A 19,719-nucleotide genomic window follows, 5' to 3' on the forward strand; every position below is an offset into this window, starting at 1 on the left:
AGGCCCGGGCATGCTGCGTGGCGCACAATTACATCCGTGCCAGTAAGGAGCCAACATGAAGATCCTTGTCGTTGAAGATGAAACCAAAACAGGTGACTACCTGCGCCAGGGCTTGATGGAGGCCGGCTTTGTGGTCGATCTGGCACGCGACGGGCTGGATGGCCTACATCTGGCCATCTCCGAGGAATACGACCTGGCGATCCTCGATGTGATGCTTCCGGAACTCGATGGCTGGAAAGTTCTGCAAGGAATACGCAAGGCTGGCAAGCAGATGCCGGTGCTTTTTCTGACGGCTCGTGACCAGATTGATGACCGGGTCAAAGGCTTGGAGCTGGGCGCCGATGATTATCTCGTCAAGCCTTTCGCGTTTGCCGAATTGCTGGCACGCGTCAGAACCTTGCTGCGCCGTGGCAAGGGCAAAGAGCCCGAGTTGCTTGAAATCGGTGATCTGTCCCTGGATTTGCGTCGGCGCCGAGTCACGCGCGCAGGGGTGCGTATCGATCTGACTGCCAAGGAGTTCCTGCTGCTGGAGCTGCTGATGCGCCGTCAGGGAGAGGTGCTGCCGCGCTCCCTGATCGCTTCTCAGGTCTGGGACATGAATTTCGACAGTGACACCAACGTCATCGAAGTCGCCATGCGGCGCCTGCGCGCAAAGATCGACGATGGATTCGAGCCGAAACTGATCCGGACTGTTCGCGGTATGGGATACGTCGTGGAGGTCGGCGAGTGAAGCACTTGCTGCGCAGATCCCTGACGATCAGACTCACGCTGCTGTTCTCTTTGTCCGCAACCCTGGTGTTGCTAGCCTTGGGCTTCACCGTTGCCAGCGCCGTTGATCGCCATTTCGTCGAGCAAGACCTCGATGCCTTGAATGGGAAGCTGACGCTGGTCAGTCACGCTTTCTCCCTGGTCCGGACAGAAGAAGATCTGGCCAAACTTCCTGCGCTGCTCGACAGCTCTCTGGTTGGACACCACGGCTTGGCGGTGGCAGTAATTGATCCTCAAGGCGAAGTCTTCTTTCGCACCTCCGGAGTGAGCTTTCCCAATACCCTTCTAGAGAAGCCACTACCGGCAGACGGTCGCGGGCCTGTCGTCTGGCAGGCAGGAGAGGGGCACTTCCGAGGCATTGCAGGCCAGCTCACGACTCAACTCCCAGGGTGGCCTGCGGGTATCGTTGCCGTCAGCACGGAAATATCGAATCACGAAGCCTTCATGCAGGCGTTTCGGCAAACCATGTGGATCATCGTCGCCCTGGCCGCCGTACTGCTGGGATTTCTGGCCTGGGTTGCAACACGGCATGGCTTGAACCCACTGCGGCAGTTGATTGCGGGCGCTTCAGAAGTGACGGCCAGTCGGCTGGATTACCGGCTACCGACTGAATCAATTCCTATCGAAGTGGCGGAGCTTGCCAGCACCCTGAATGACATGCTCGCCAGACTTGAAGATTCCTTCAAACGCCTGTCTGATTTCTCCTCTGATCTTGCTCATGAGCTGAGAACGCCGATCAGCAACTTGATGACGCAGACGCAGGTTTCCTTGTCTCGTGTTCGCAGTCCTGAGGCATATCAGGAAGTTCTCTCCTCCAACGCAGAAGAGCTGGAACGTTTGGCTCGAACCGTTTCAGACATGTTGTTTCTGGCCAAAGCCGACAACTGTTTGATTGTGCCGACGCAAGAGCCCGTCAGGATGGAAGATGAGGTTCAGGATTTGTTTGATTTCTACGAAGCCCTGGCCGAAGCCAAGGGCATCCGGCTGGCTCGACAAGGACACGGTCAGGTTCTCGGGGACAAACTGATGCTGAGACGTGCAATCAGCAATCTGTTGTCCAATGCCGTGCGCTACGCAGACGCAGAAAGTACCGTTTCAGTCACGATCAGTGAAAAAACAGAAGCCATCGACGTATGCGTGCAAAACACAGGCCCCACGATCCCTCCGGCGCAACTTCCAAGGCTGTTTGATCGTTTTTATCGAGCCGACACTTCACGTCATCGCACGACAGAAGGCGCTGGATTGGGATTGGCAATTGCCGCATCAATCGTTCGTGCGCATGGAGGCTCTGTTGATGCCTGGTCGGAAGACGGTACGACGCGTTTCTCCTTGTCGTTCCCTGTGCGTTCTGGCTCAACGGTTCAAAGCTAAAAACAGGAAGCCGTTATCCGTCAGCTTGAGATCACAAAGTCACCTCAAGCACGCAACAATCGCAAGCCATTCGCCACCACCAGGAGGCTCGCCCCCACATCGGCAAACACCGCCATCCACATGGTGCCGGTGCCCGTCAGGGTGAGGACGAGAAACACGGCCTTGATGCCCAGTGCCAGCACGATGTTCTGCACCAGCAAGTTGTGGGTGTGGCGTGACAGGCGCACGAAGCGTGGCAGCTTGCGCAGGTCGTCGTCCATAAGCGCAACATCAGCCGTTTCGATGGCGGTGCCGGTGCCTGCGGCGCCCATCGCAAAACCGATGTCGGCGCGGGCAAGTGCGGGGGCGTCGTTGATGCCGTCGCCGACCATGCCGACTGCCGCGCCTTGCGCCAGGCGCTCTTCGATCAGGCGGAGTTTATCTTCCGGCAGCAGGTCGCCACGGGCTTCGTCGATGCCGACTTGCTGCGCGATGGCGCGCGCCGTGTGGGCGTTGTCGCCGGTCAGCATCAGGGTCTTGATGCCCAGAGCGTGAAGTTCCGTGATGGCCTGACGGCTGCTGTCCTTGACCGTATCGGCAACAGCGAAGAGCCCGTGCACGCTGCGCTCGTCTGCCAGCAGGATGACGGTTTTGCCTTGCTCTTCCAGAGCGCCCAGGCGGGTTTCCAGTGCATCGGAGCACAAGCCTCGCTCATGAATCAGGCGATGGTTGCCCAGGCAATACCGTTTGCCATCGATCAGGCCTTGCGTGCCACGCCCCGGCAAAGCTTCAAACCCTTCAACTTCCATGAGCGGAATGCCATCTCGTCCGGCGGCTTCGCTGAGCGCGCGGGAGACGGGGTGGTCCGAGCGTGCAGCCAGGCTCGCGGCCAGGCTGCGTACCGTGGCGGCATCCCATTCATTCAGGGCAGCAAAATCAGTCTGCGCCGGTTTGCCGTGCGTGAGGGTGCCGGTCTTGTCCAGCGCCAGCCAGGCGAGCTTGCGGCCTTCCTCCAGATACACACCACCTTTGACGAGGATACCGTGACGCGCAGCGGCGGCCAGGCCGCTGACGATGGTGACGGGGGTCGAAATCACCAACGCACAAGGGCAGGCAATCACCAGCAGCACGAGGGCCTTGTAGATCCACGCGAACCACTCACCGCCGAAGAACAATGGCGGCGCAATCGCCACCCCTAGCGCGATGGCAAACACGATAGGCGTGTAGACGCGGGCGAACTGGTCGACGAAGCGCTGCGTCGGTGCGCGCGCGCCTTGTGCGGCCTCGATGGCGTGGATGATGCGCGCCAGCGTACTGTCGTTCGCCACAGCGGTGACGAGGTATTCGAAGGAGCCAGATTCGTTGATGGTGCCGGCGAAGACCTGATCGCCTTCGGCCTTTTCCACCGGCAAGCTTTCGCCGGTAATGGGCGCCTGGTTGATGGCCGAGCGTCCGCTGACAATGCGCCCATCAAGCGCGATGCGTTCGCCAGGCCGTACTCGTACGCGGGCGTCGAGCGGCACCGCGCGGGCGGGCTGTGCCTGCCAGCTTCCATCCGCCTGCAGCACGTTTGCCTGCTCTGGCGTCAGCTTGAGCAGGCCTTGAATGGCGTTGCGTGCCCGGTCCAGTGACTTGGCCTCGATCAACTCGGCAATCGTGAACAGCACCATTACCATCGCGGCTTCTGGCCATTGGCCAATCAGCAAGGCACCTGTGACAGCAATGCTCATCAGCGCGTTGATGTTGAGGTTGCCGTTGCGGACGGCAATCCAACCCTTCTTGTAGGTCGTGATACCGCAGGCCAGCACCGCGACGACGGACAGCAAGGCAGTGACCCACACCGGCAAGCCGGCCCAGTGTGCGGCCTCCGAACCCACTGCCGCCATGCCCGCCAGTAGCAGCGGCCACCACGGGCGAGCGGGTTCTGCCGACGAGGCGGCGGCAGTCTCCGGTCCATTGGCCAGCTCCGGTGTGAATCCCAATGAACGGATGGCAGCCAGAATGTCGTCCAGCACAGCCGGGGTATGGGTGACGGTCAACACCCGCTGCATCAGGTTGAACTCCATGCCTGCCACACCGGTCATGCCGCCCAGTTTTTTGCGCAGCAGCCCTTCTTCGGTAGGGCAGTCCATCTGCATGATGCGGATGGGAGTCCGGGTGCCGTCTGCGTGGGCTACAGGTTCGGTCAAGGGGCTTGAAAACGAAGCCTGAGCGCCGCCACAGCAGTTGCTTGAACAAGTGCTGCTCACAGGTGGTTTAGCGGGAGCACAGCAAGCGTCACTGGCGTGCTCGCTGTCGTGAGGGTGCTTATGGCTATCGTGTTGAAGCTGCGCAGACATGCTGTACTCCAGAGCTCGTATAGGTGTATTGCACAATCTGAAGCTACTATAGAGTCAAGCTCTTTCTGGAGTACAGCATGAAAATCGGCGAACTGGCGCAGCTTGCGCAATGCACGGTCGAAACCGTGCGCTACTACGAGCGTGAAAACCTGCTGCCCGCTCCTGCGCGCACGCAAGGCAACTTCCGGTTGTATGGGCCGCTGCACGTCGAACGCCTGCGCTTCATCCGCAATTGCCGCGCGCTGGACATGAGCCACGACGAGATTCGCAATCTGCTGGCACTGGCCGACCGGACTGCCGAAGGCTGTGGTGCAGTCAATGCCGTATTTGACCAGCACATCGCCCACGTGGATGAGCGCATCCGCGAGCTGGCGCAGCTCAAGGAGCAGCTCAGCGCTTTACGTCAACGTTGTGCGGGAGAGCATGCAGTCGCGGCCTGCGGCATCCTGCAGGGCCTGGCTGCGATGGAGACAGAGGCCCGACACGAGCGGCATACGCATCTGGGTTGAGCGTGTGCAAGTGCGCGCTTGATGCTCGCCAAATGTTTCTGTAGGCTCCGGCCCCGATGAAGCGCTTTCTGCTGATCCTCTTTGTAATGTTGTTGCCGCTCCAGTCCGTCTGGGCAGCGGTGGATATCTATTGTCAGTCTGAGGTTGCAAGCAATGGCGCGCACTGCGCCGACGACTGCCTGCTGAAGCAAGCGTCGGATTCATCCAGTCCTGATAGCAAGAACACCGTCTCTCACGACGGAGATTGCTCCCCCTGCCATGCCGGCCATCCCTTAGCCTTATCCGGCTCGTATGTGCAGGGCTTTGCGGCAGCAGGGCCATTGCCCATTGCGTTGGCGCACTTCCCCAGCCTCCTTTCTCCTGCCACGCGGCCTGAACGGCCCAAGTGGTTCGCGCTCGCCTGAAGCGGGCGCACGGTTCCTTCTCGTAGCGTCCCTTGAAAAGTTGGCTTCCAGCCTGGTGCTGGAAGGTCTGCATTCATCTGCACGCGCTGCATGCAAGAGGTGGGAATGAATCGTATAGAGAATTTGTCGCAGGCCTTGGCTGCTGCGATACACAGAGCACGTACTGCGCACAATCCAGCCGTGCCGCGCACGACATGGCCGTGGTTTGCCTTGGCGGGCTTGGTATTGCTTGCCGATCAGCTCAGCAAGGCTTTGATCGCATCCAGTCTGATGCTGGCCGAGCGCATTCCGCTGACCAGCTTTTTCAATCTCGTACACGTGCTCAACCCCGGTGCAGCGTTCAGCTTCCTTGCCGATGCAGGAGGCTGGCAACGCTATGCGTTTTCGGTGCTGGGCATCGCAGTGAGCGTCTGGATGGCGCGTGAGATCCGGCAAAGCAAGACGAGTCGCACGGAATGTTTCGCCTACGCCATGATCATTGGCGGAGCGCTGGGCAATGTGGTGGATCGTGTCTTGCGTGGCGCGGTGACGGACTTCCTCGATTTTCACTGGCAAGGCATGCACTGGCCCGCGTTCAACTTTGCCGACATTGCGATCAACATCGGTGTGCTGTTGATGTTGCTGGGTCTCTGGCGCCAGAGCCGGTCTGCACAAGCGCGTGACGGGAGGCCTGCATGAGCAGACATCTTTCCTGGCTTTTCGTCAGCCTCTGCCTGCTGACCAGCATGCCACTGAGCGCAGCACGCGACGTGCTGGAGGAGCCGGTGTCCTTGCGTGCGGAAGCTGATCTGATCAAGGCCGTCGCGCTGACCTTGCAGCATGCCATCACCACTTCGGAGCAGTTTCAGGGGCGCAGCCCGGCACTGCGGAAGTTTGCAGACAAAGAGCTCAAGAAAAGTCGTTCGCGCCTGCAGCAATTAGGCAAACGTATCCCCGAGCAAGTCCCGCCGGTACGTCAGCTGGCCATTGCACCGGATAACGAACAAAGCTACGTGCGCGCGATGCTGCGCAACCATGCGCGGTTAGTTGAGCTGATCGAGCACGGCCTCGGTCTGCCACTCTCTGAAGATATCAAGCACGCCATGGAAGCGCTGTCGTCCAACGCGATTGCCGAGCGCGCCTTCCTGAACAAAATGGAGCAGTCATGAGCACTGCCGATGAGATGGAACCCATCTCCAGACCCTTTCGCTGGAACCTGCTGTTTGCCGCCTGGCTGATGGCCAGCGTGGCAACCCTGGGCGCGCTGTTTTTCAGCGAAGTCATGCAGCGCACACCCTGTGTGTTGTGCTGGTATCAACGCATCTTCATGTTCCCGCTGGTTTTTGTTCTCGGTGCCGGCCTGTTGCCATTTGATCCACGCAGCGTGCGCTATGCCTTGCCGCTCGCCGTCACAGGCTGGGGCTTCGCGCTTTATCACTGCCTGCTCTACATGGGCTTCATCCCAAAGAGTTTGCAGCCCTGCACACAAGGTCTGTCGTGCGCCGACGTGAAGCTGGAACTGTTCAGCTTCGTCACCATTCCCCTGCTGTCCCTTCTCGCTTTCACTCTCATCATTGCGCTGCTGTGGGCAGTGCGGAAAGGCATCAAACAATGAAACGCTCTCTCATCGTCATCGGCGCAGCTGCGACCCTGATCGCCGCATTTGTCGCCGGCGCCTACTTCTACACGGCCCGGCAGAACGCTGAAGTGACCACGGCAGCGCAGTCGGTCGATTCGCCATTCAAACGCGTGGGCACTCCTTCGATGGGCAATCCTGACGCAAAGGTTGAAATCACCGAATTCTTCGATCCGGCCTGCGAAGCCTGCCGGGCCTTCTATCCGCATGTGAAGCGTCTGCTTGGCGAACACTCCGGCAAAGTCCGGCTGACCCTGCGCTATGCGGCTTTTCACGAAGGTTCTGACTACGTCGTAAAGCTACTTGAGGCTGCGCGTCTGCAAGGCCAGGAGATCTACCTGAAGACACTGGAAGCAACGCTCAGCGCGCAGCCGATGTGGGCGGAACATGGACGCCCGCAGCCGCAAAAGGTGTGGGATGCACTCGCAAGCACCGGCCTTGATATCGAACGTGCGCGGCGGGATATGGAACGCCCGGAAATTGCTGCAAGGTTGCAGCAGGACACTGCGGATATCGTAGCGCTCAAAGTGCGCCAGACGCCCACTTTTTTCATCAACGGTAAACCTCTGCGTAACTTTGGCCAGGATGGCTTGAGCTTCCAGCTGCGCGAAGAAATTGCTGCAAGTTACCCGTAATGATCGATACAGGACGACAGCACTCAGGGCTGTCGCCTGCATCAAAGGCCCTGCACGCAAGCAGAGCCTGCAGGTTGTGAAACTGGGCGTGGCGAGATTGAATGACGCCACGCCCGACACTTCCTCAGCTCTGCACAAATTACTCCGCTACACGCCGAATCATGGGCTCGGCACACTGCTTGATATTTGCGTACACGAGATCATCCACCTTGAAGTCGGCCTTGTCGGTTTTCTCCTTCTGATCGGTTTTGTCCGACAACAGCATGAGCTGAGTGCGCTGCCGACCGCTCCCTTGATAATTCACGACAGCAACCGGCGTCTTCTTGTCCGCCTTATCGGCCTGGGGGCAGGTATAGCCGTATGTGCTTTCCAGTCGCTCAAGTGAGCCGACCGCCTGAACGCGCGCCTTGCGCCAGCCGTCTTCGTGGCGGTATTTGCCCTCGTAGGGAGCGATGGAGCACGCACTGAGCAGTGCGAGTGACAAAGCTGCGATGAGGCCTAAGGTCGAGTTACGGGGTTTCATGTTCATTCTCCTATTCAATCAATACGCACCGCCGAAGCGATATCCACGACATAAATCCAGCCGGCCTGCCGACTGCCTGTGTGAGCGGCTTGCCGGATAACAGTGACGAGTGCATCAGCGTGCTCGTCTTCGCACAGCATTTCGAGCTTGTATTCGTTGATGACTTCCTCCCCCAGCGCCATCGAGTAGTGGCGCTCGCTGGCGTCCAGCGCCAGCAGCGAGCCCTTCACAACGTAGGCAGTGAGGTTGTGGCGGCAGGCGCCATCGTCGCCGCCGAACGCCTCGGACTCCTTCAGTGCCTGAATGACCGCCGCTACGCGGTTGGCATGCACATAGGCCTTGATCTCCTTCATTACTCTTCTCCTTCCGGGTGGTTTTCAAATGCGGATTTGCGTGCGGCGCGGGTTTCAGCCCACTCATACATAAGTGGCAACAACAACAGCGTCAGCAAGGTAGAGGTGATGAGGCCGCCGACGACGACGGTCGCAAGCGGGCGCTGCGTTTCAGCGCCCACTCCGGTCGAGATCAGCATCGGCACCAGGCCCAGAATGGCGACCGAGGCCGTCATCAATACGGGGCGCAGGCGCAACGCTGCGCCTTGGCGTACCGCATCGCGGATGCTCAAACCTTGCCTTCGCAGGTCATTGAGGAAGGACACCATCACGATGCCGTTGAGCATCGCCACGCCAAACACTGCGATGAAACCGATGGCTGATGGCACCGACAGGTATTGCCCGCTGATGAACAGCGCGACGATGCCGCCGATGATGGCGAAGGGCACGTTGGCGATGATCAGCGTGGCATGCCGCACGGAGTTGAAGGCGGTGTAGAGCAGGATGAAGATCAGCCCTATGGTCAGCGGCACGATCAGCCCCAGCCGGGCCATTGCGCGTTGCTGGTTCTCGAAGGCTCCGCCCCATTCCACCCAGTAGCCGGGTGGCAATTGCACGCTTTGGCTCAACGCGGCGTTGGCATCCTTGACGAAGCCATCCACGTCGCGCCCCTTCACATCCATCTGCAAGACGGCATAACGTTGCAACTGCTCGCGACGCACGAAGGAGTAGCCTTCATCCGTCTCGATTTTCGCGACCTGCGAGAAGGGCACCAATACTCCGGAACTGGTGCGCAACGGGATGGCGGCAATCGCATCCGGGCTGGCGCGATAGCCTTCGGCCAGACGCACCGCGATATCGAATCGCCGTGTGCCGTCGATCAGCGTGGATACCGCACTGCCACCAATGCCGGCCTGTACGACCTCCAGAATCTCGTCGGCATTGATGCCGTAGCGTGCTGCGGCTTCGCGATCCACCTTGATGATGAGCTGCGGTTTGCCCTTGTTCGCCTCTGCCGACAGATCGGCCACACCTGGCACCTTGTCGAGCACACCCTTGATCTGGCCGGAGAATCGATCCAGCGTGGCGAGATCTTCGCCGTAGAGTTTCAAGGCCAGCGTGGCGCGCACGCCGGAAATCAACTCTTCGACACGCATCTGGATCGGCTGGGTGGCCCCGAACACGGCTGTTGGCACAGCCTGTTCCAGCACCTCCTGCATTTCACCGGAGAGCTTGGCGTAGGAGATTTTCTCCGGCCACTCGGATTGCGGCTTCATGTCCAGCAGCACTTCCATGTAGTTCACGTCCGCCGTTTCGCCGCGTTCGGCACGCCCGATGGTGGACAGCACGGAATTGACCTGCGGGAATTTCGCGCGCAAGGCGGTTTCCGCTTCGTGCGAGACACGAATGGATTGGGCCAGCGAAGTCGAAGGAATGCCCGTGATGCGGAACATGATCGCGCCCTCCTGCAACTGCGGCATGAACTCCTTGCCCAGCAGCGGGAACAGCGCCAAAGCCCCTATCAGCAGTGCGACAGCCGAGCCGACGACCCGTTTCTTGCGTGCCAGTGCCCAGTCCAGCAAGGGCAGATAAATCCGCTTGGCATGCCGGACAAGGAAGGTGTCGCGCTCTTCCTTGGGCTTGAGGATCAGGGCCGCCAGCACTGGCACCAGGGTCAGCGAGAGCAGCAAGGAGCCGGCCATGGCGAAGGTAATGGTCAGCGCCATCGGTTTGAACAACTTGCCTTCCAGCCCCGTGAGCGAGAACAGCGGCAGGAACACCACGATGATGATGAGGATGGCAAAAGCGATGGGGTTCGCTACCTCGCGTGCGGCTTGCAGGATCACATGCGTCCTGTTGATCGGCTTGCCACTCTCGCGGGCGTGCGACAACAGCCGGAAGGCGTTTTCGACCATCACCACTGCGCCATCTACCATCATCCCGGTGCCGATGGCGAGCCCGGCCAGCGACATGAGATTGGCTGACAAACCGAACTGATCCATCAGCAGGAAGGCAATCAGCATGGCCAGCGGCAAGGTGACGATCACTACGATGGCGGAACGGATCTCGCCGAGGAACAGGAACAGGATCAGGGCCACCAGCAGTGCGCCTTCCAACAGCGCACTTTCAGCGGTCTTGAGCGCTTTCTGCACAATGTCCGTGCGGTCGTAGATCGGCTTGAGCGTCACGCCCTTGGGCAGCGCCGCTTGTGCCGTGGCGAGCTTGGCCTTGACGGCATCGACCACGTTCTGCGCGTTCTCATTGACCCGCGCAAGCGCCATGCCCAGCACCGCTTCCTTGCCATCGCGCGTGACCGCGCCGAAACGCAGGGCGGGCGCTTCCTTCACGTCGGCCACATCGCGCACGTAGATTGGAGACCCTTCACGCTCGGCCACCACGATACTGCCGATGTCCTGTGTGTTGCTGACCAGTCCCAGGCCACGCACGAGATACTGCTCGGCCCCCACATCGATGTACTGACCCCCGACCTGACGATTGTTGGCTGTCAGCGCCTCCATGACCTGCTTGAAAGACAGGCTGTACTTGATGAGACGACGCGGGTCGATCTGCACCTGATACTGTTTTTCTTCCCCGCCCCAGGAGATCACATCATCGACACCGGGTGCGGTGCGCAAGATCAAGCGCACCGTCCAGTCATGCAATGTGCGTAAATCCATGGCCGACAGTTTCTTGTCCGCAGACTCGACGGTGTACCAGAAGACCTGCCCGAGCCCCGAGCTATTGGGGCCGAGTACCGGTTCGCCGTAGCCTTGCGGCAAGCGTTCCTTGGCCTCCTGCAACTTCTCGCCGACCAGACGGCGTGCGAAGTAGATGTCGACCTTGTCCTTGAAATAAACGCCGACATACGACAAGCCGAAGAGCGAGACGGAGCGTACTTCTTCCACGTCCGGCAGGCCTGCCATAGCCCCTTCGATGGGCGTCGTCAGCAGTTTCTCGACATCTTCCGCCGCGAGGCCGGGCGATTCGGTATAGATGTTCACCTGAATCGGCGTGACATCCGGAAAGGCATCCACCGGCACCTGACGGAACGCTTGAACGCCAAGCCCCACCAGTACGGCAAACGCCACGATGACCAGCACTTTATAGCGCAGGGCCGCATCAACAATTACATTGAGCATGTTTGTGATCCCTTCTCAATGTGCGTCGCCAATTTGCGACTTGAGCATGCGTGCTTTGAGTTCATAACTACCGGCCACCACGACTGAATCACCTGCGACCAGCCCCGATTTGATGACGCTGCGTCCACCCAGCTTCTGGCCCGGCTCGACAGCCTTGGGCTCGAAACCCCCATGCTCGGACACGAATACCGTCGGCTGCCCTTGCAGCAGCACGATGGCTTCGTCTGGCACGATGAGGGCCTGGCCGGACTTGGCGCCGGTTTCAATCATCGCGGTGGCAAACATTTCGGGCTTCAGGCGGCCATCCTTGTTCAGGATTTCGATGCGAGCCTGAACCGTACGGGTTTCCTTGTCGAGCACGCTGGCGATATAGGTCACCTGGCCCTGAAACTTTTCGCCCGGATACGCCGTCACGCTCACGCTCGCCTTGTTGCCTGTACGTACCTTGGCCAACATCGCTTCGGTCAGGTTGGCCTCGATCCACAGCTTCGAAAGGTCGGCCACCATAAACAGCGCATCGCTGGGCGTTGCCAGCTCTCCTTGTGTAGCTTTTTTCTCGATGATCGTGCCGCTAAACGGCGCAACTATCGGGAAGACCGACGCTGCGTTTGCATCCCCGGGCTTGGGTGCCGCGCCGAGCAGACGCAACTTGCCCTCAGCCGCGCGCAAGTCTGCCGATGCTTTTTCAAACTCAGCCTTCGCACGCAGGAAGTCCTTTTGCGAAATGATTTCGTCCGCGTTCAGGGCTTCGGCACGCTTGAAATCGGCTTGCGCTACGCGGTGCGAACTCTGTGCCTGCATCCAGGCTGTCTGTGCTTCGCCCAAGGCGATGCTATCGAGTGTTGCCAGCGTCTGGCCGGCGCTGACCTGCTGTCCCAGACTGGCCGCTACGCTGACCAGCCGACCTTCAACGCGGGGCGCCACGCGGGCGATGCGATCCTGATTGGGTCGGATCGTCGCAGTCACGGTGAGGGTTTCAGCCAAATCCTCCGGCTGGATCGTGGCAATACGCAGCCCCGCGCGTTTGGCCTCGTCATCGGAAAGCTTGAGTCCGCCTTCCTGATGCTCGGCGGAGGCTTCAGTGCCGGCTTTGTCTGCTACGGCTTCGTTCTTGTTGCAGGCGCTCAGCGTTAGCACACATGCGCCAAGAACCAAGCAGCGCACCAGAGCGGAAGTCGTGAGCAGGGACTGGGGAGATTGGGGTTTGATGTTTTTCATGGTGAAACGCCTCATGGCTGCACGCCCGCAGCTTGTTCCAGCGCGGTACGGGTCGTGATGTAGTCGGATTGCGCGTCCAGCAGATCGCGGCGCGCATCAAGGGTTTGGCGGGTGACGACAATCATTTCGAGCAGGCCGATTTCACCCGCCCGTTGCGATTTGCCCGCGAGTGCCTGATTGCTTTCCAGCGCAGGCAGCACCGTGCCCTGCAGGCGTTTGACGCGAGCCTCCACGCTTTGAAGCTTTGTCCAGAGCGCACGCACCTGCGCAGCACTGTCGCGAACAGCAGCCTGCTGCTCGATCTGCGCTTGGCTCAGCTCGCTGGATGCCTGACCGATGCCACTGGCGTTGCGCCGGAACAGCGGCAAAGGAAGCGAGACGGAAAGCGTGGTGACTTTCTCGCGCGCATCCACTGCGCCCTCACGTGCGACGCCTAGGCCAACGGTCAGGTCGGGATACACACTGGCGCGCTGGAGCTTCAAACGGGCTGTTGCGCTTTCCGTGCGCGCCGCGAGTGCTCGCAAACGCGGTTGCGACGGCAGTTGCTCCAAGAGATGGGCCAGCGTGAAGGGCATGGCTTTCAGGACGAACGCTCCCTGCGCCTCCGGCGCGCTGCCTGCTGGCAATTGCAGACTGGCGGCCAGTTCATCGCGTGCGCCAGAAAGCTCTTCCCGCACTTGCGCCAGTTGATTGCGCGCGCGTTCAGCCTCGACCAGTGCCACGTTGGCATCCAGACGTGTGTCCTCTCCTGCCGCCCGGCGTTTTTGCATGGCATTGGCGGTGCTCTCGAACAGACGCAAGGCCTGCGTTTCGATGTCCAGCCGCTGCTGCAAGGCCAGTACCTTGAAGAAACGTTGTGAAACCTCGGTACGCGTCTGGCGTTGAGCCTCGTCAATCTCAGCCTGCAAGGCATTCAGGGCCGCTTCGGCTGCATCACGGCGATGAGTACCCTGACCTGCGATTTCGAAAGTCTGGGAGAGGCTTGCCGCCCATTCCTTCTGCCGGTCTGCGGGTGACTCAGCTGACGGAACCTGCCGCTTGGAGCGCTCCAGCGATAGCGTGGGATTGTTGTAGAGCCATGCCCCGGCATCGCTTCGCTCTCCCTGCGCCGCGTCCAGCAAGGCACGCTTGCTGCGCAAAGCCGGGTTGGCCTTTTCTGCCAATTCCCAAGCTTGGGACTCGGTCAGGCGAACGGTAAGGGTATCGGGAGCCAGGCTTCCCGCTGATGAGGTATCGGCCGGTATGACTGGCGATTGAGCCAATACGGGCGTGACGAATAGTGCGCCTGTTGCCAGTGCGCAAGACAAAATGAGTCGCATCGAACATTCCTTGCATATTGAAAAATCAAGCGAGGTAATGTCCGGCGGAGTGTGCCGTGTCAGAAACTACAGGAAAGAATACAGGGCAGCCGCCGGACTAGCCGACGGCGTACCAATTGGGCTTCTCTGGTCCTGCATGAAGGACGGATTGCGGATCAGGCGGAGAGGAGCTGCTGACAAAGAAGAGTTGCATGCCGGCATGCTGAGACAATTCAGAGATCAGCAGGTCGGTCAATTGAGCGTGACAGGCTTCGCAGTCTTGGTGCTTCACGCCTGGAGACGAGCCATCCGGAAACTTGCTGTCTACCGAACGATGCTGATGCGAATGATGGCCCAGATGATTGGCCGTCTTGCCAGTTTCATGTTTGCAATAGCTACTCGCCATCGCCCAGGTGGACTGGAATGGCAGGCAAACCAAGAGAAAAATGAAAAGCAAGCTACGCATCAGGCGGCAGTCTAGTGATGAGATCTAATCACGGCAAGGTCGAATTCAATCCAGATTTTGAGCAAATCAATGTTGCAAATCGATTGCACGGGCACATTTAACAACCTGAAGTTGCTACAGAGTCAAGGGCTTTTTGACGGAGTAATGAAGGTCATTGAACTAGCGCTGGTCGCTCAATGCTCGGTAGAGACAGCGCCCTAAAATGGCGCACAGCAGGCGATTTCCTGTTGTCAAGCGCAACCATCCATGTGCGCCCAATATGCGGTTGGCCGCGAAGCTGAACCCCTAGCAATGTGTACCGAGAAGTGTTTTAGATCCAACAATTCATGCCTTAACGCGTGATAACTCCCTATTATCGTGCTTCATGATTTCCCGCAACTTAGGCCCGTCTTGACTTATAAATAGTATGTACTAGCATGGTACGTATCAAGTATGAAATAAACAGCAGGGGATCAGTGCAATGGCGAGAAGCGGGCTATACAAGTCAGAGGTGAAGAAAGCGCGTGACGCACTGATCGTTCAAGGGAAATACCCCTCAATCGATGCGGTACGGGCTGAGCTAGGAACGGGCTCCAAAACCACCATTCATCGATATCTGAAGGAGCTGGAAGAGGAGGAAGGGGGCGGCGTCGGAGGAGGAATCGCGATCAGCGAAGCCCTGCAAGATCTCGTGGGAAGGCTGTCAGCACGGCTGAACGAGGAAGCGGATGCTCGTGTCGCCGAGGCTCGTGCAACATGGGATGGTCAGCGTCAGCAACAAGCGAGCGAGATAGAAAAACTCCAGCAAGAACTTGGCGCCACCAAGGCTCAATTGACGGAAACCGTCCAGTTACTTGCTGATGAACGCGAAGCCCACTCGAAGTCTGGCCAGCTATTGATTACCGCACGCATGGAGGGCGAAAGGCTGACGCAGCAAGTCCAAGACATGGCAGAGCGCTTGTGCGACAACGAAGCGCACCGGCAGTCACTTGAAGAAAAGCATCTGCACGCTCGCACAGCCCTGGAACACTACCGGGAATCCATCAAAGAGCAGCGCGATCAGGATCAGCGGCGCCACGAACAACAGGTTCAGCAACTTCAGGCTGAACTTCGGGCGAGCAATCAATCACTGTCAGCGAAGCAGGGCGAAATCACAAAGCTCTACGGCGAACTAGCCAAAACCACAGCCGAACTGGCCGCAGCCACAAAATCTCTGCATCAGGCAGAAAGCCAGTTGCATCGAGCTGAGAAGCTAACGGACGAACTTCGTCGGGCTATTTCAGAGCGTGAACATGCCGTAGCCACGCTGACGGAGCGCGCTGACCAGGCCGCTACTGCCAAGCAACAGCTTCACGAGGCGCTGGGACAGCGTGATGAGCAATTGCGGCAGCTGGACATCGAGCGAGCTCAGCTTCTGGCCATTCGAGACGGACAGGACACTTTACTTGCCGGGTTGCGCACGCAATTGGCCGAGTTACAGCAATTCAAGAGAGAGTCGTGAGGTTGCATGAGAGTTCATATGCGTGACTAACAGCCAAACCACATCCAATAAATCAGACACTTAGGGTTGTGTGTGGTGGAATTCCGGCTTTATCCCGGTCATGCCCCAGTTACAAATAACAACAGTTAAAACAATTAGTTACGAGCTGAAAGTCCTAATTTTTGCTTCATCCCGGTCACACCCCAATACGGCGTGTTGCGGGCCCATCTGGCACGGGCCAACACGCATTGGAGGGATCTGTCCGGTATCGAGGAATGCCTGGTTGTGTTTCAGGGGCCGGAAAACTATGTGACGCCCGGCTGGTATCCCGGCAAGGCCCGGGATCCGCGTGCAGTGCCGACCTGGAACTACGCCAGTGTGCAGATCAGGGGGCGACCATGCGTGCGGGAAGACGCGGCTTGGCTCGCCCGTCAGCTCGCGGATCTGAGCCGCCATCACGAGCAGATCCGGCCGCAGCCATGGTCGATTGAAGATCTGCCGCCCGACTTTCTCGAAGCTCAGCTCAGGGCGATCGTGGGGATCGAGATTCCGATCGGGCGCATCGACGGCAAGTTCAAGATGAGCCAGAACAGGCAGGACGAGGACCGCGCGGGCGTCATCCGCGGTTTGCGCGACGCGAACGATCCGCATCACAACGACGAAGTCGCCGACGTGGTCGAGCGTGCTGCGGCCCAGCGTCCGGCCCGATGAAGTCGAGCGTGTCGCCCCGCTGATGCGGCCCCTCCCTTGTGAGCGGAGACCCCGGGACTGAACAGTCGAAGGCGACAAAAGTCACATTGCACACAGCCTGGTCTGTTCCGTGTCGCTCAAGGTGTTCCCGGAGAACGCGGCAAGTCATTGATTAACAATCGAAAGACTCTCAGGCATGGTCCTTGCGAAGCTCCTTCCGGGAAGGAGTTTCGCCATGAATCCAGCATTCACGATCAACGACACGACACTGCGCGACGGAGAGCAAACGGCTGGCGTGGCGTTCACGGCTGCCGAAAAATGCGCCATTGCCCGTGCGCTGTCGGAAGCAGGCGTTCCGGAGCTCGAGATCGGCATTCCCGCAATGGGACTGGCGGAAATCGAAGCGATCAACGCGATCACGCAGGGAGGCATCCGCGCCCGCACGATGGTCTGGGGCCGCATGGTGGAAAGCGATGTCCGGGCGGCACTGCGCTGCCGGGCAGACATCGCCCACCTCTCGATTCCCGTTTCCGATATCCACATCGAGGCCAAGCTCCGGCGCAGCCGTGACTGGGTGCTCGCCCAGATTGCGCCGCATGTCGGCATGGCGCTTGAGGGTGGCATGGAAGTCAGCGTCGGCATGGAAGACGCTTCCCGTGCTGACACCGACTTTCTCTGCCGGGTCGCCGAAGCTGCGCAGGCTGCCGGCGCACGACGCATCCGCTTTGCCGACACCCTCGGCATACTCGACCCGTTCAGCACCTTTGAAACCATCAGCCGCCTGCGCCGCCACTCGGACATCGAGATCGAGATTCATGCTCATGATGATCTCGGGCTTGCCACGGCGAACACCCTGGCCGCCTTTCGTGCCGGTGCCACCCATGCCAACACCACCGTCAACGGCCTTGGCGAGCGCGCCGGCAACGCGCCGCTTGAAGAGGTGGTGATGGCTCTGCGCCACATCCACGGCATCGAACCGGGCGTCGACACGCAGGCCCTGCTGCCGATTTCACGGCTGGTGGCCAAGGCGTCCTGCCGACCGGTGGCGGCGAACAAGAGCATCGTGGGGGACGCGGTCTTCAGTCATGAATCCGGTATCCATGTTGATGGCTTGCTGAAAGACCAGCGCAACTATCAGGGCTTCGATCCCGTCGAGCTGGGGCGTTCGCATCGACTGGTGCTCGGCAAGCACTCGGGCTCGCATGCCGTCATGGCAGCCTGCGAACGGCTGGGGCTCAAGCCCACCCTGCTGCAGGCCGCGCAGATCGTTGAACGCATTCGCGACTATGCGATGCAGACCAAGACCGAGCCGGGCTCGATCGAACTGACCCGCTTCTTCATGGAAGCGTCCCGCACGGTACGGGAGGCATGATGAAATCCGAGACCGCGCTGATCCGCGAAAGCCTGGCCGAGGCCTTGCCGGCCCCGGGCCTGATCGCCATGCTGCGCGAGGATGTGGCCTGTGTCTTCCAGCGTGACCCGGCTGCGCGCAGCACGCTGGAGTTGCTGACCATCTACCCGGGCATCCAGGCGCTCGTTGCTCATCGCCTTGCCCATGCCTTGTGGAAGAAGGGCCTGCGCTACCTGCCCCGCCTGCTCTCCTTCATCAGCCGGATGATGACCAACATCGACATTCATCCGGGCGCCACCATCGGCCGGCGCTTCTTCATCGATCACGGCGCCTGTGTCGTGATCGGCGAGACCGCGGTGATCGGGGAAGACGTCACGCTCTACCACGGCGTGACACTCGGCGGCACTACCTGGCGGGCAGGCAAACGCCACCCGACGCTGGGCGACGGCGTCGTCGTCGGCGCCGGCGCCAAGATCCTTGGCGCGATCACCCTCGGCAATCGCGTTCGGGTGGCTGCCAATTCCGTTGTCATTGACGACGTGCAGGATGGTGTCACGGTTGTCGGCATTCCCGGGCGAGCCGTCACGCCGCGCGAGCAGCGCCGTGTAGCCCCCGGCGGCATCGATCTCGACCATCACCAGATCCCCGACCCGGTCGGCAAGGCGATTGCCTGTCTGCTCGAGCGGATCGGCGATCTTGAGCGCGAAGTGCAAAGACTCAAGGGCGACCCGCTCCCCGATCAGGGCGTGTGTCGCGACTGCGATGACACCTGTTCCCAACCTGCCTTCGAGGGCAGCCTGAAAGCGCCAAAGCAAGGAGTACGACATGGATGAACTGACCCAGAGACTCGCGAAGCTCTCGTCCGCCGAAGACTTCCTCGAGTTTTTCCAGATTCCGTTTGACCAGAATGTCATCAACGTCAGCCGTCTGCACATTCTCAAGCGCTTCTATCAGTACCTGCGCCGCGACGAGGAAATCACCCGGCTTGCCAACGGTGCGCTCTATGCCCGCTATCGCCAGCTGCTGGTTCAGGCCTATGACGATTTCGTGAGCTCCACACCCGCCCAGGAAAAGGTCTTCAAGGTCTTCCAGGATACGGACGGCAAGCAGAGCGTCTCGCTCGACAGCCTGCGCGCCACCCTGCCCTCGGCCGCCTGATCGCCATGAAGGAAACCCGCCGTTTCCTCGCCAACATGATCGTGCTGGAAGAGGAAACGGCCGCGCACTGCAAGCGGCTGGCACAGGTGGCGCTGGACGCCGGCGACGATGAGCTCGAGGCCTTCTTCCAGAGTCTGGTCGAAACCGCACAGCTCGATGTTACCGAAGCCCTGGCCGACGGCATCGAACGGAAGCATGCGACCTTCAAGCCGACGCCGGTCAGCGAATGCCTGCTGGCCGGGCCGGCGCGGCAGATGCGAACGGGATATTCGGCGCTGCTTGGCGTGCATTGTGCGGTGTCTTGCGCGCTGGCCCTGGTTCGCCGCAATCACGGCTACTACGCCAGCATCGGCGCGAGTGCGAAGGATGCCGGCCTGCGCAGCTGTGCTTCCGGCTTCGAGCGCGAGCGGGCAGGCCACATCAGCGCACTGGAACACTGGATCCTACGTTTGACCACCTGAAAA

At 59.9% G+C, this 19,719-nt stretch carries 21 protein-coding genes; 15 read left to right on the top strand and 6 right to left on the bottom strand.

All coding sequences use genetic code 11. From position 1 onward, the window contains the following. Window positions 1–55 precede the first annotated feature (55 nt). A complete protein-coding gene (locus ABDB87_RS11435) occupies window positions 56–730 on the top strand; it encodes a heavy metal response regulator transcription factor (RefSeq protein WP_345927061.1) in 675 nt (224 codons plus the stop codon). After that, window positions 727–2,139 (top strand): heavy metal sensor histidine kinase, encoded by a 1,413-nt coding sequence (locus ABDB87_RS11440; RefSeq protein ID WP_345927063.1) that lies wholly within the window; start codon window positions 727–729, stop codon window positions 2,137–2,139. Before ABDB87_RS11435 ends, ABDB87_RS11440 begins: the two co-directional genes overlap by 4 nt. A gap of 44 nt (window positions 2,140–2,183) precedes the next feature. Here the strand turns inward: ABDB87_RS11440 and ABDB87_RS11445 are convergent, their stop codons facing one another. Beyond that, a complete protein-coding gene (locus ABDB87_RS11445; RefSeq protein WP_435433662.1) occupies window positions 2,184–4,250 on the bottom strand; it encodes a heavy metal translocating P-type ATPase in 2,067 nt (688 codons plus the stop codon). A 284-nt stretch (window positions 4,251–4,534) separates the two neighbouring features. Between ABDB87_RS11445 and cadR the strand changes: the two genes are divergently transcribed. From cadR to ABDB87_RS11475, 6 genes are all read left to right on the top strand, one after another. Next, window positions 4,535–4,966 (top strand): Cd(II)/Pb(II)-responsive transcriptional regulator, encoded by a 432-nt coding sequence (gene cadR, locus ABDB87_RS11450; RefSeq protein ID WP_345927067.1) that lies wholly within the window; start codon window positions 4,535–4,537, stop codon window positions 4,964–4,966. A 56-nt stretch (window positions 4,967–5,022) separates the two neighbouring features. Continuing rightward, entirely contained in the window at window positions 5,023–5,370 is a 348-nt protein-coding gene (locus tag ABDB87_RS11455; protein ID WP_345927069.1) for a hypothetical protein, read from the top strand. A gap of 105 nt (window positions 5,371–5,475) precedes the next feature. Next, window positions 5,476–6,048 (top strand): signal peptidase II, encoded by a 573-nt coding sequence (gene lspA, locus ABDB87_RS11460; protein ID WP_345927071.1) that lies wholly within the window; start codon window positions 5,476–5,478, stop codon window positions 6,046–6,048. After that, on the top strand, window positions 6,045–6,518 hold the full coding sequence (locus ABDB87_RS11465; RefSeq protein WP_345927073.1) for a hypothetical protein: 474 nt from the start codon (window positions 6,045–6,047) through the stop codon (window positions 6,516–6,518). The genes lspA and ABDB87_RS11465 overlap by 4 nt, the downstream gene beginning before the upstream one ends. Then, window positions 6,515–6,964 (top strand): disulfide bond formation protein B, encoded by a 450-nt coding sequence (locus ABDB87_RS11470; RefSeq protein ID WP_345927075.1) that lies wholly within the window; start codon window positions 6,515–6,517, stop codon window positions 6,962–6,964. The genes ABDB87_RS11465 and ABDB87_RS11470 overlap by 4 nt, the downstream gene beginning before the upstream one ends. Then, window positions 6,961–7,620, top strand: coding sequence for a DsbA family protein (locus tag ABDB87_RS11475; protein ID WP_345927077.1), 660 nt, complete (start codon window positions 6,961–6,963; stop codon window positions 7,618–7,620). Before ABDB87_RS11470 ends, ABDB87_RS11475 begins: the two co-directional genes overlap by 4 nt. Window positions 7,621–7,759: 139 nt before the next feature. Here ABDB87_RS11475 and ABDB87_RS11480 read toward each other — a convergent pair whose 3' ends face one another. From ABDB87_RS11480 to ABDB87_RS11500, 5 genes are read right to left on the bottom strand one after another with little or no spacing between them, the layout of a single operon-like run. Further along, complete coding sequence (locus ABDB87_RS11480) at window positions 7,760–8,143, bottom strand: hypothetical protein (RefSeq protein WP_345927079.1); 384 nt, start codon at window positions 8,141–8,143, stop codon at window positions 7,760–7,762. A gap of 14 nt (window positions 8,144–8,157) precedes the next feature. Further along, window positions 8,158–8,496, bottom strand: coding sequence for a P-II family nitrogen regulator (locus tag ABDB87_RS11485; RefSeq protein WP_345927081.1), 339 nt, complete (start codon window positions 8,494–8,496; stop codon window positions 8,158–8,160). Continuing rightward, the gene (locus ABDB87_RS11490; RefSeq protein ID WP_345927083.1) at window positions 8,496–11,615 is read right to left on the bottom strand and encodes an efflux RND transporter permease subunit; all 3,120 of its coding nucleotides are present in this window, start codon (window positions 11,613–11,615) and stop codon (window positions 8,496–8,498) included. Before ABDB87_RS11490 ends, ABDB87_RS11485 begins: the two co-directional genes overlap by 1 nt. A 15-nt stretch (window positions 11,616–11,630) precedes the next feature. Next, the gene (locus ABDB87_RS11495) at window positions 11,631–12,833 is read right to left on the bottom strand and encodes an efflux RND transporter periplasmic adaptor subunit (protein WP_345927086.1); all 1,203 of its coding nucleotides are present in this window, start codon (window positions 12,831–12,833) and stop codon (window positions 11,631–11,633) included. 11 nt (window positions 12,834–12,844) lie between these two features. Beyond that, window positions 12,845–14,152, bottom strand: coding sequence for a TolC family protein (locus tag ABDB87_RS11500; protein WP_345927088.1), 1,308 nt, complete (start codon window positions 14,150–14,152; stop codon window positions 12,845–12,847). On the opposite strand from ABDB87_RS11500, the gene ABDB87_RS11505 reads away from it, so the two are divergent. The 7 genes from ABDB87_RS11505 to ABDB87_RS11535 all read left to right on the top strand — a co-directional run bounded on the left by ABDB87_RS11505 (window position 14,142) and on the right by ABDB87_RS11535 (window position 19,716). Further along, a complete protein-coding gene (locus ABDB87_RS11505; protein ID WP_345927090.1) occupies window positions 14,142–14,612 on the top strand; it encodes a hypothetical protein in 471 nt (156 codons plus the stop codon). The genes ABDB87_RS11500 and ABDB87_RS11505 overlap by 11 nt on opposite strands. A 475-nt stretch (window positions 14,613–15,087) precedes the next feature. Beyond that, a complete protein-coding gene (locus ABDB87_RS11510) occupies window positions 15,088–16,077 on the top strand; it encodes a DNA-binding protein (RefSeq protein WP_345927091.1) in 990 nt (329 codons plus the stop codon). A 192-nt stretch (window positions 16,078–16,269) separates the two neighbouring features. Beyond that, on the top strand, window positions 16,270–16,767 hold the full coding sequence (locus ABDB87_RS11515) for an FMN-binding negative transcriptional regulator (protein ID WP_345927092.1): 498 nt from the start codon (window positions 16,270–16,272) through the stop codon (window positions 16,765–16,767). 214 nt (window positions 16,768–16,981) lie between these two features. Then, window positions 16,982–18,118 carry a homocitrate synthase gene (nifV, locus tag ABDB87_RS11520; RefSeq protein ID WP_345927094.1) on the top strand — a complete coding sequence of 379 codons (1,137 nt, stop codon included), beginning with the start codon at window positions 16,982–16,984 and terminating at the stop codon, window positions 18,116–18,118. Next, on the top strand, window positions 18,115–18,930 hold the full coding sequence (gene cysE, locus ABDB87_RS11525) for a serine O-acetyltransferase (protein ID WP_345927095.1): 816 nt from the start codon (window positions 18,115–18,117) through the stop codon (window positions 18,928–18,930). The genes nifV and cysE overlap by 4 nt, the downstream gene beginning before the upstream one ends. Further along, window positions 18,923–19,255, top strand: coding sequence for a nitrogenase stabilizing/protective protein NifW (gene nifW / locus ABDB87_RS11530; RefSeq protein ID WP_345927097.1), 333 nt, complete (start codon window positions 18,923–18,925; stop codon window positions 19,253–19,255). The genes cysE and nifW overlap by 8 nt, the downstream gene beginning before the upstream one ends. A gap of 5 nt (window positions 19,256–19,260) precedes the next feature. Continuing rightward, window positions 19,261–19,716, top strand: a complete 456-nt coding sequence (locus tag ABDB87_RS11535; RefSeq protein WP_345927098.1) for a hypothetical protein — start codon at window positions 19,261–19,263, stop codon at window positions 19,714–19,716. Window positions 19,717–19,719 lie beyond the last annotated feature (3 nt).

This window comes from Uliginosibacterium paludis, assembly GCF_039631355.1.
Lineage (GTDB): Bacteria > Pseudomonadota > Gammaproteobacteria > Burkholderiales > Rhodocyclaceae > Uliginosibacterium > Uliginosibacterium paludis.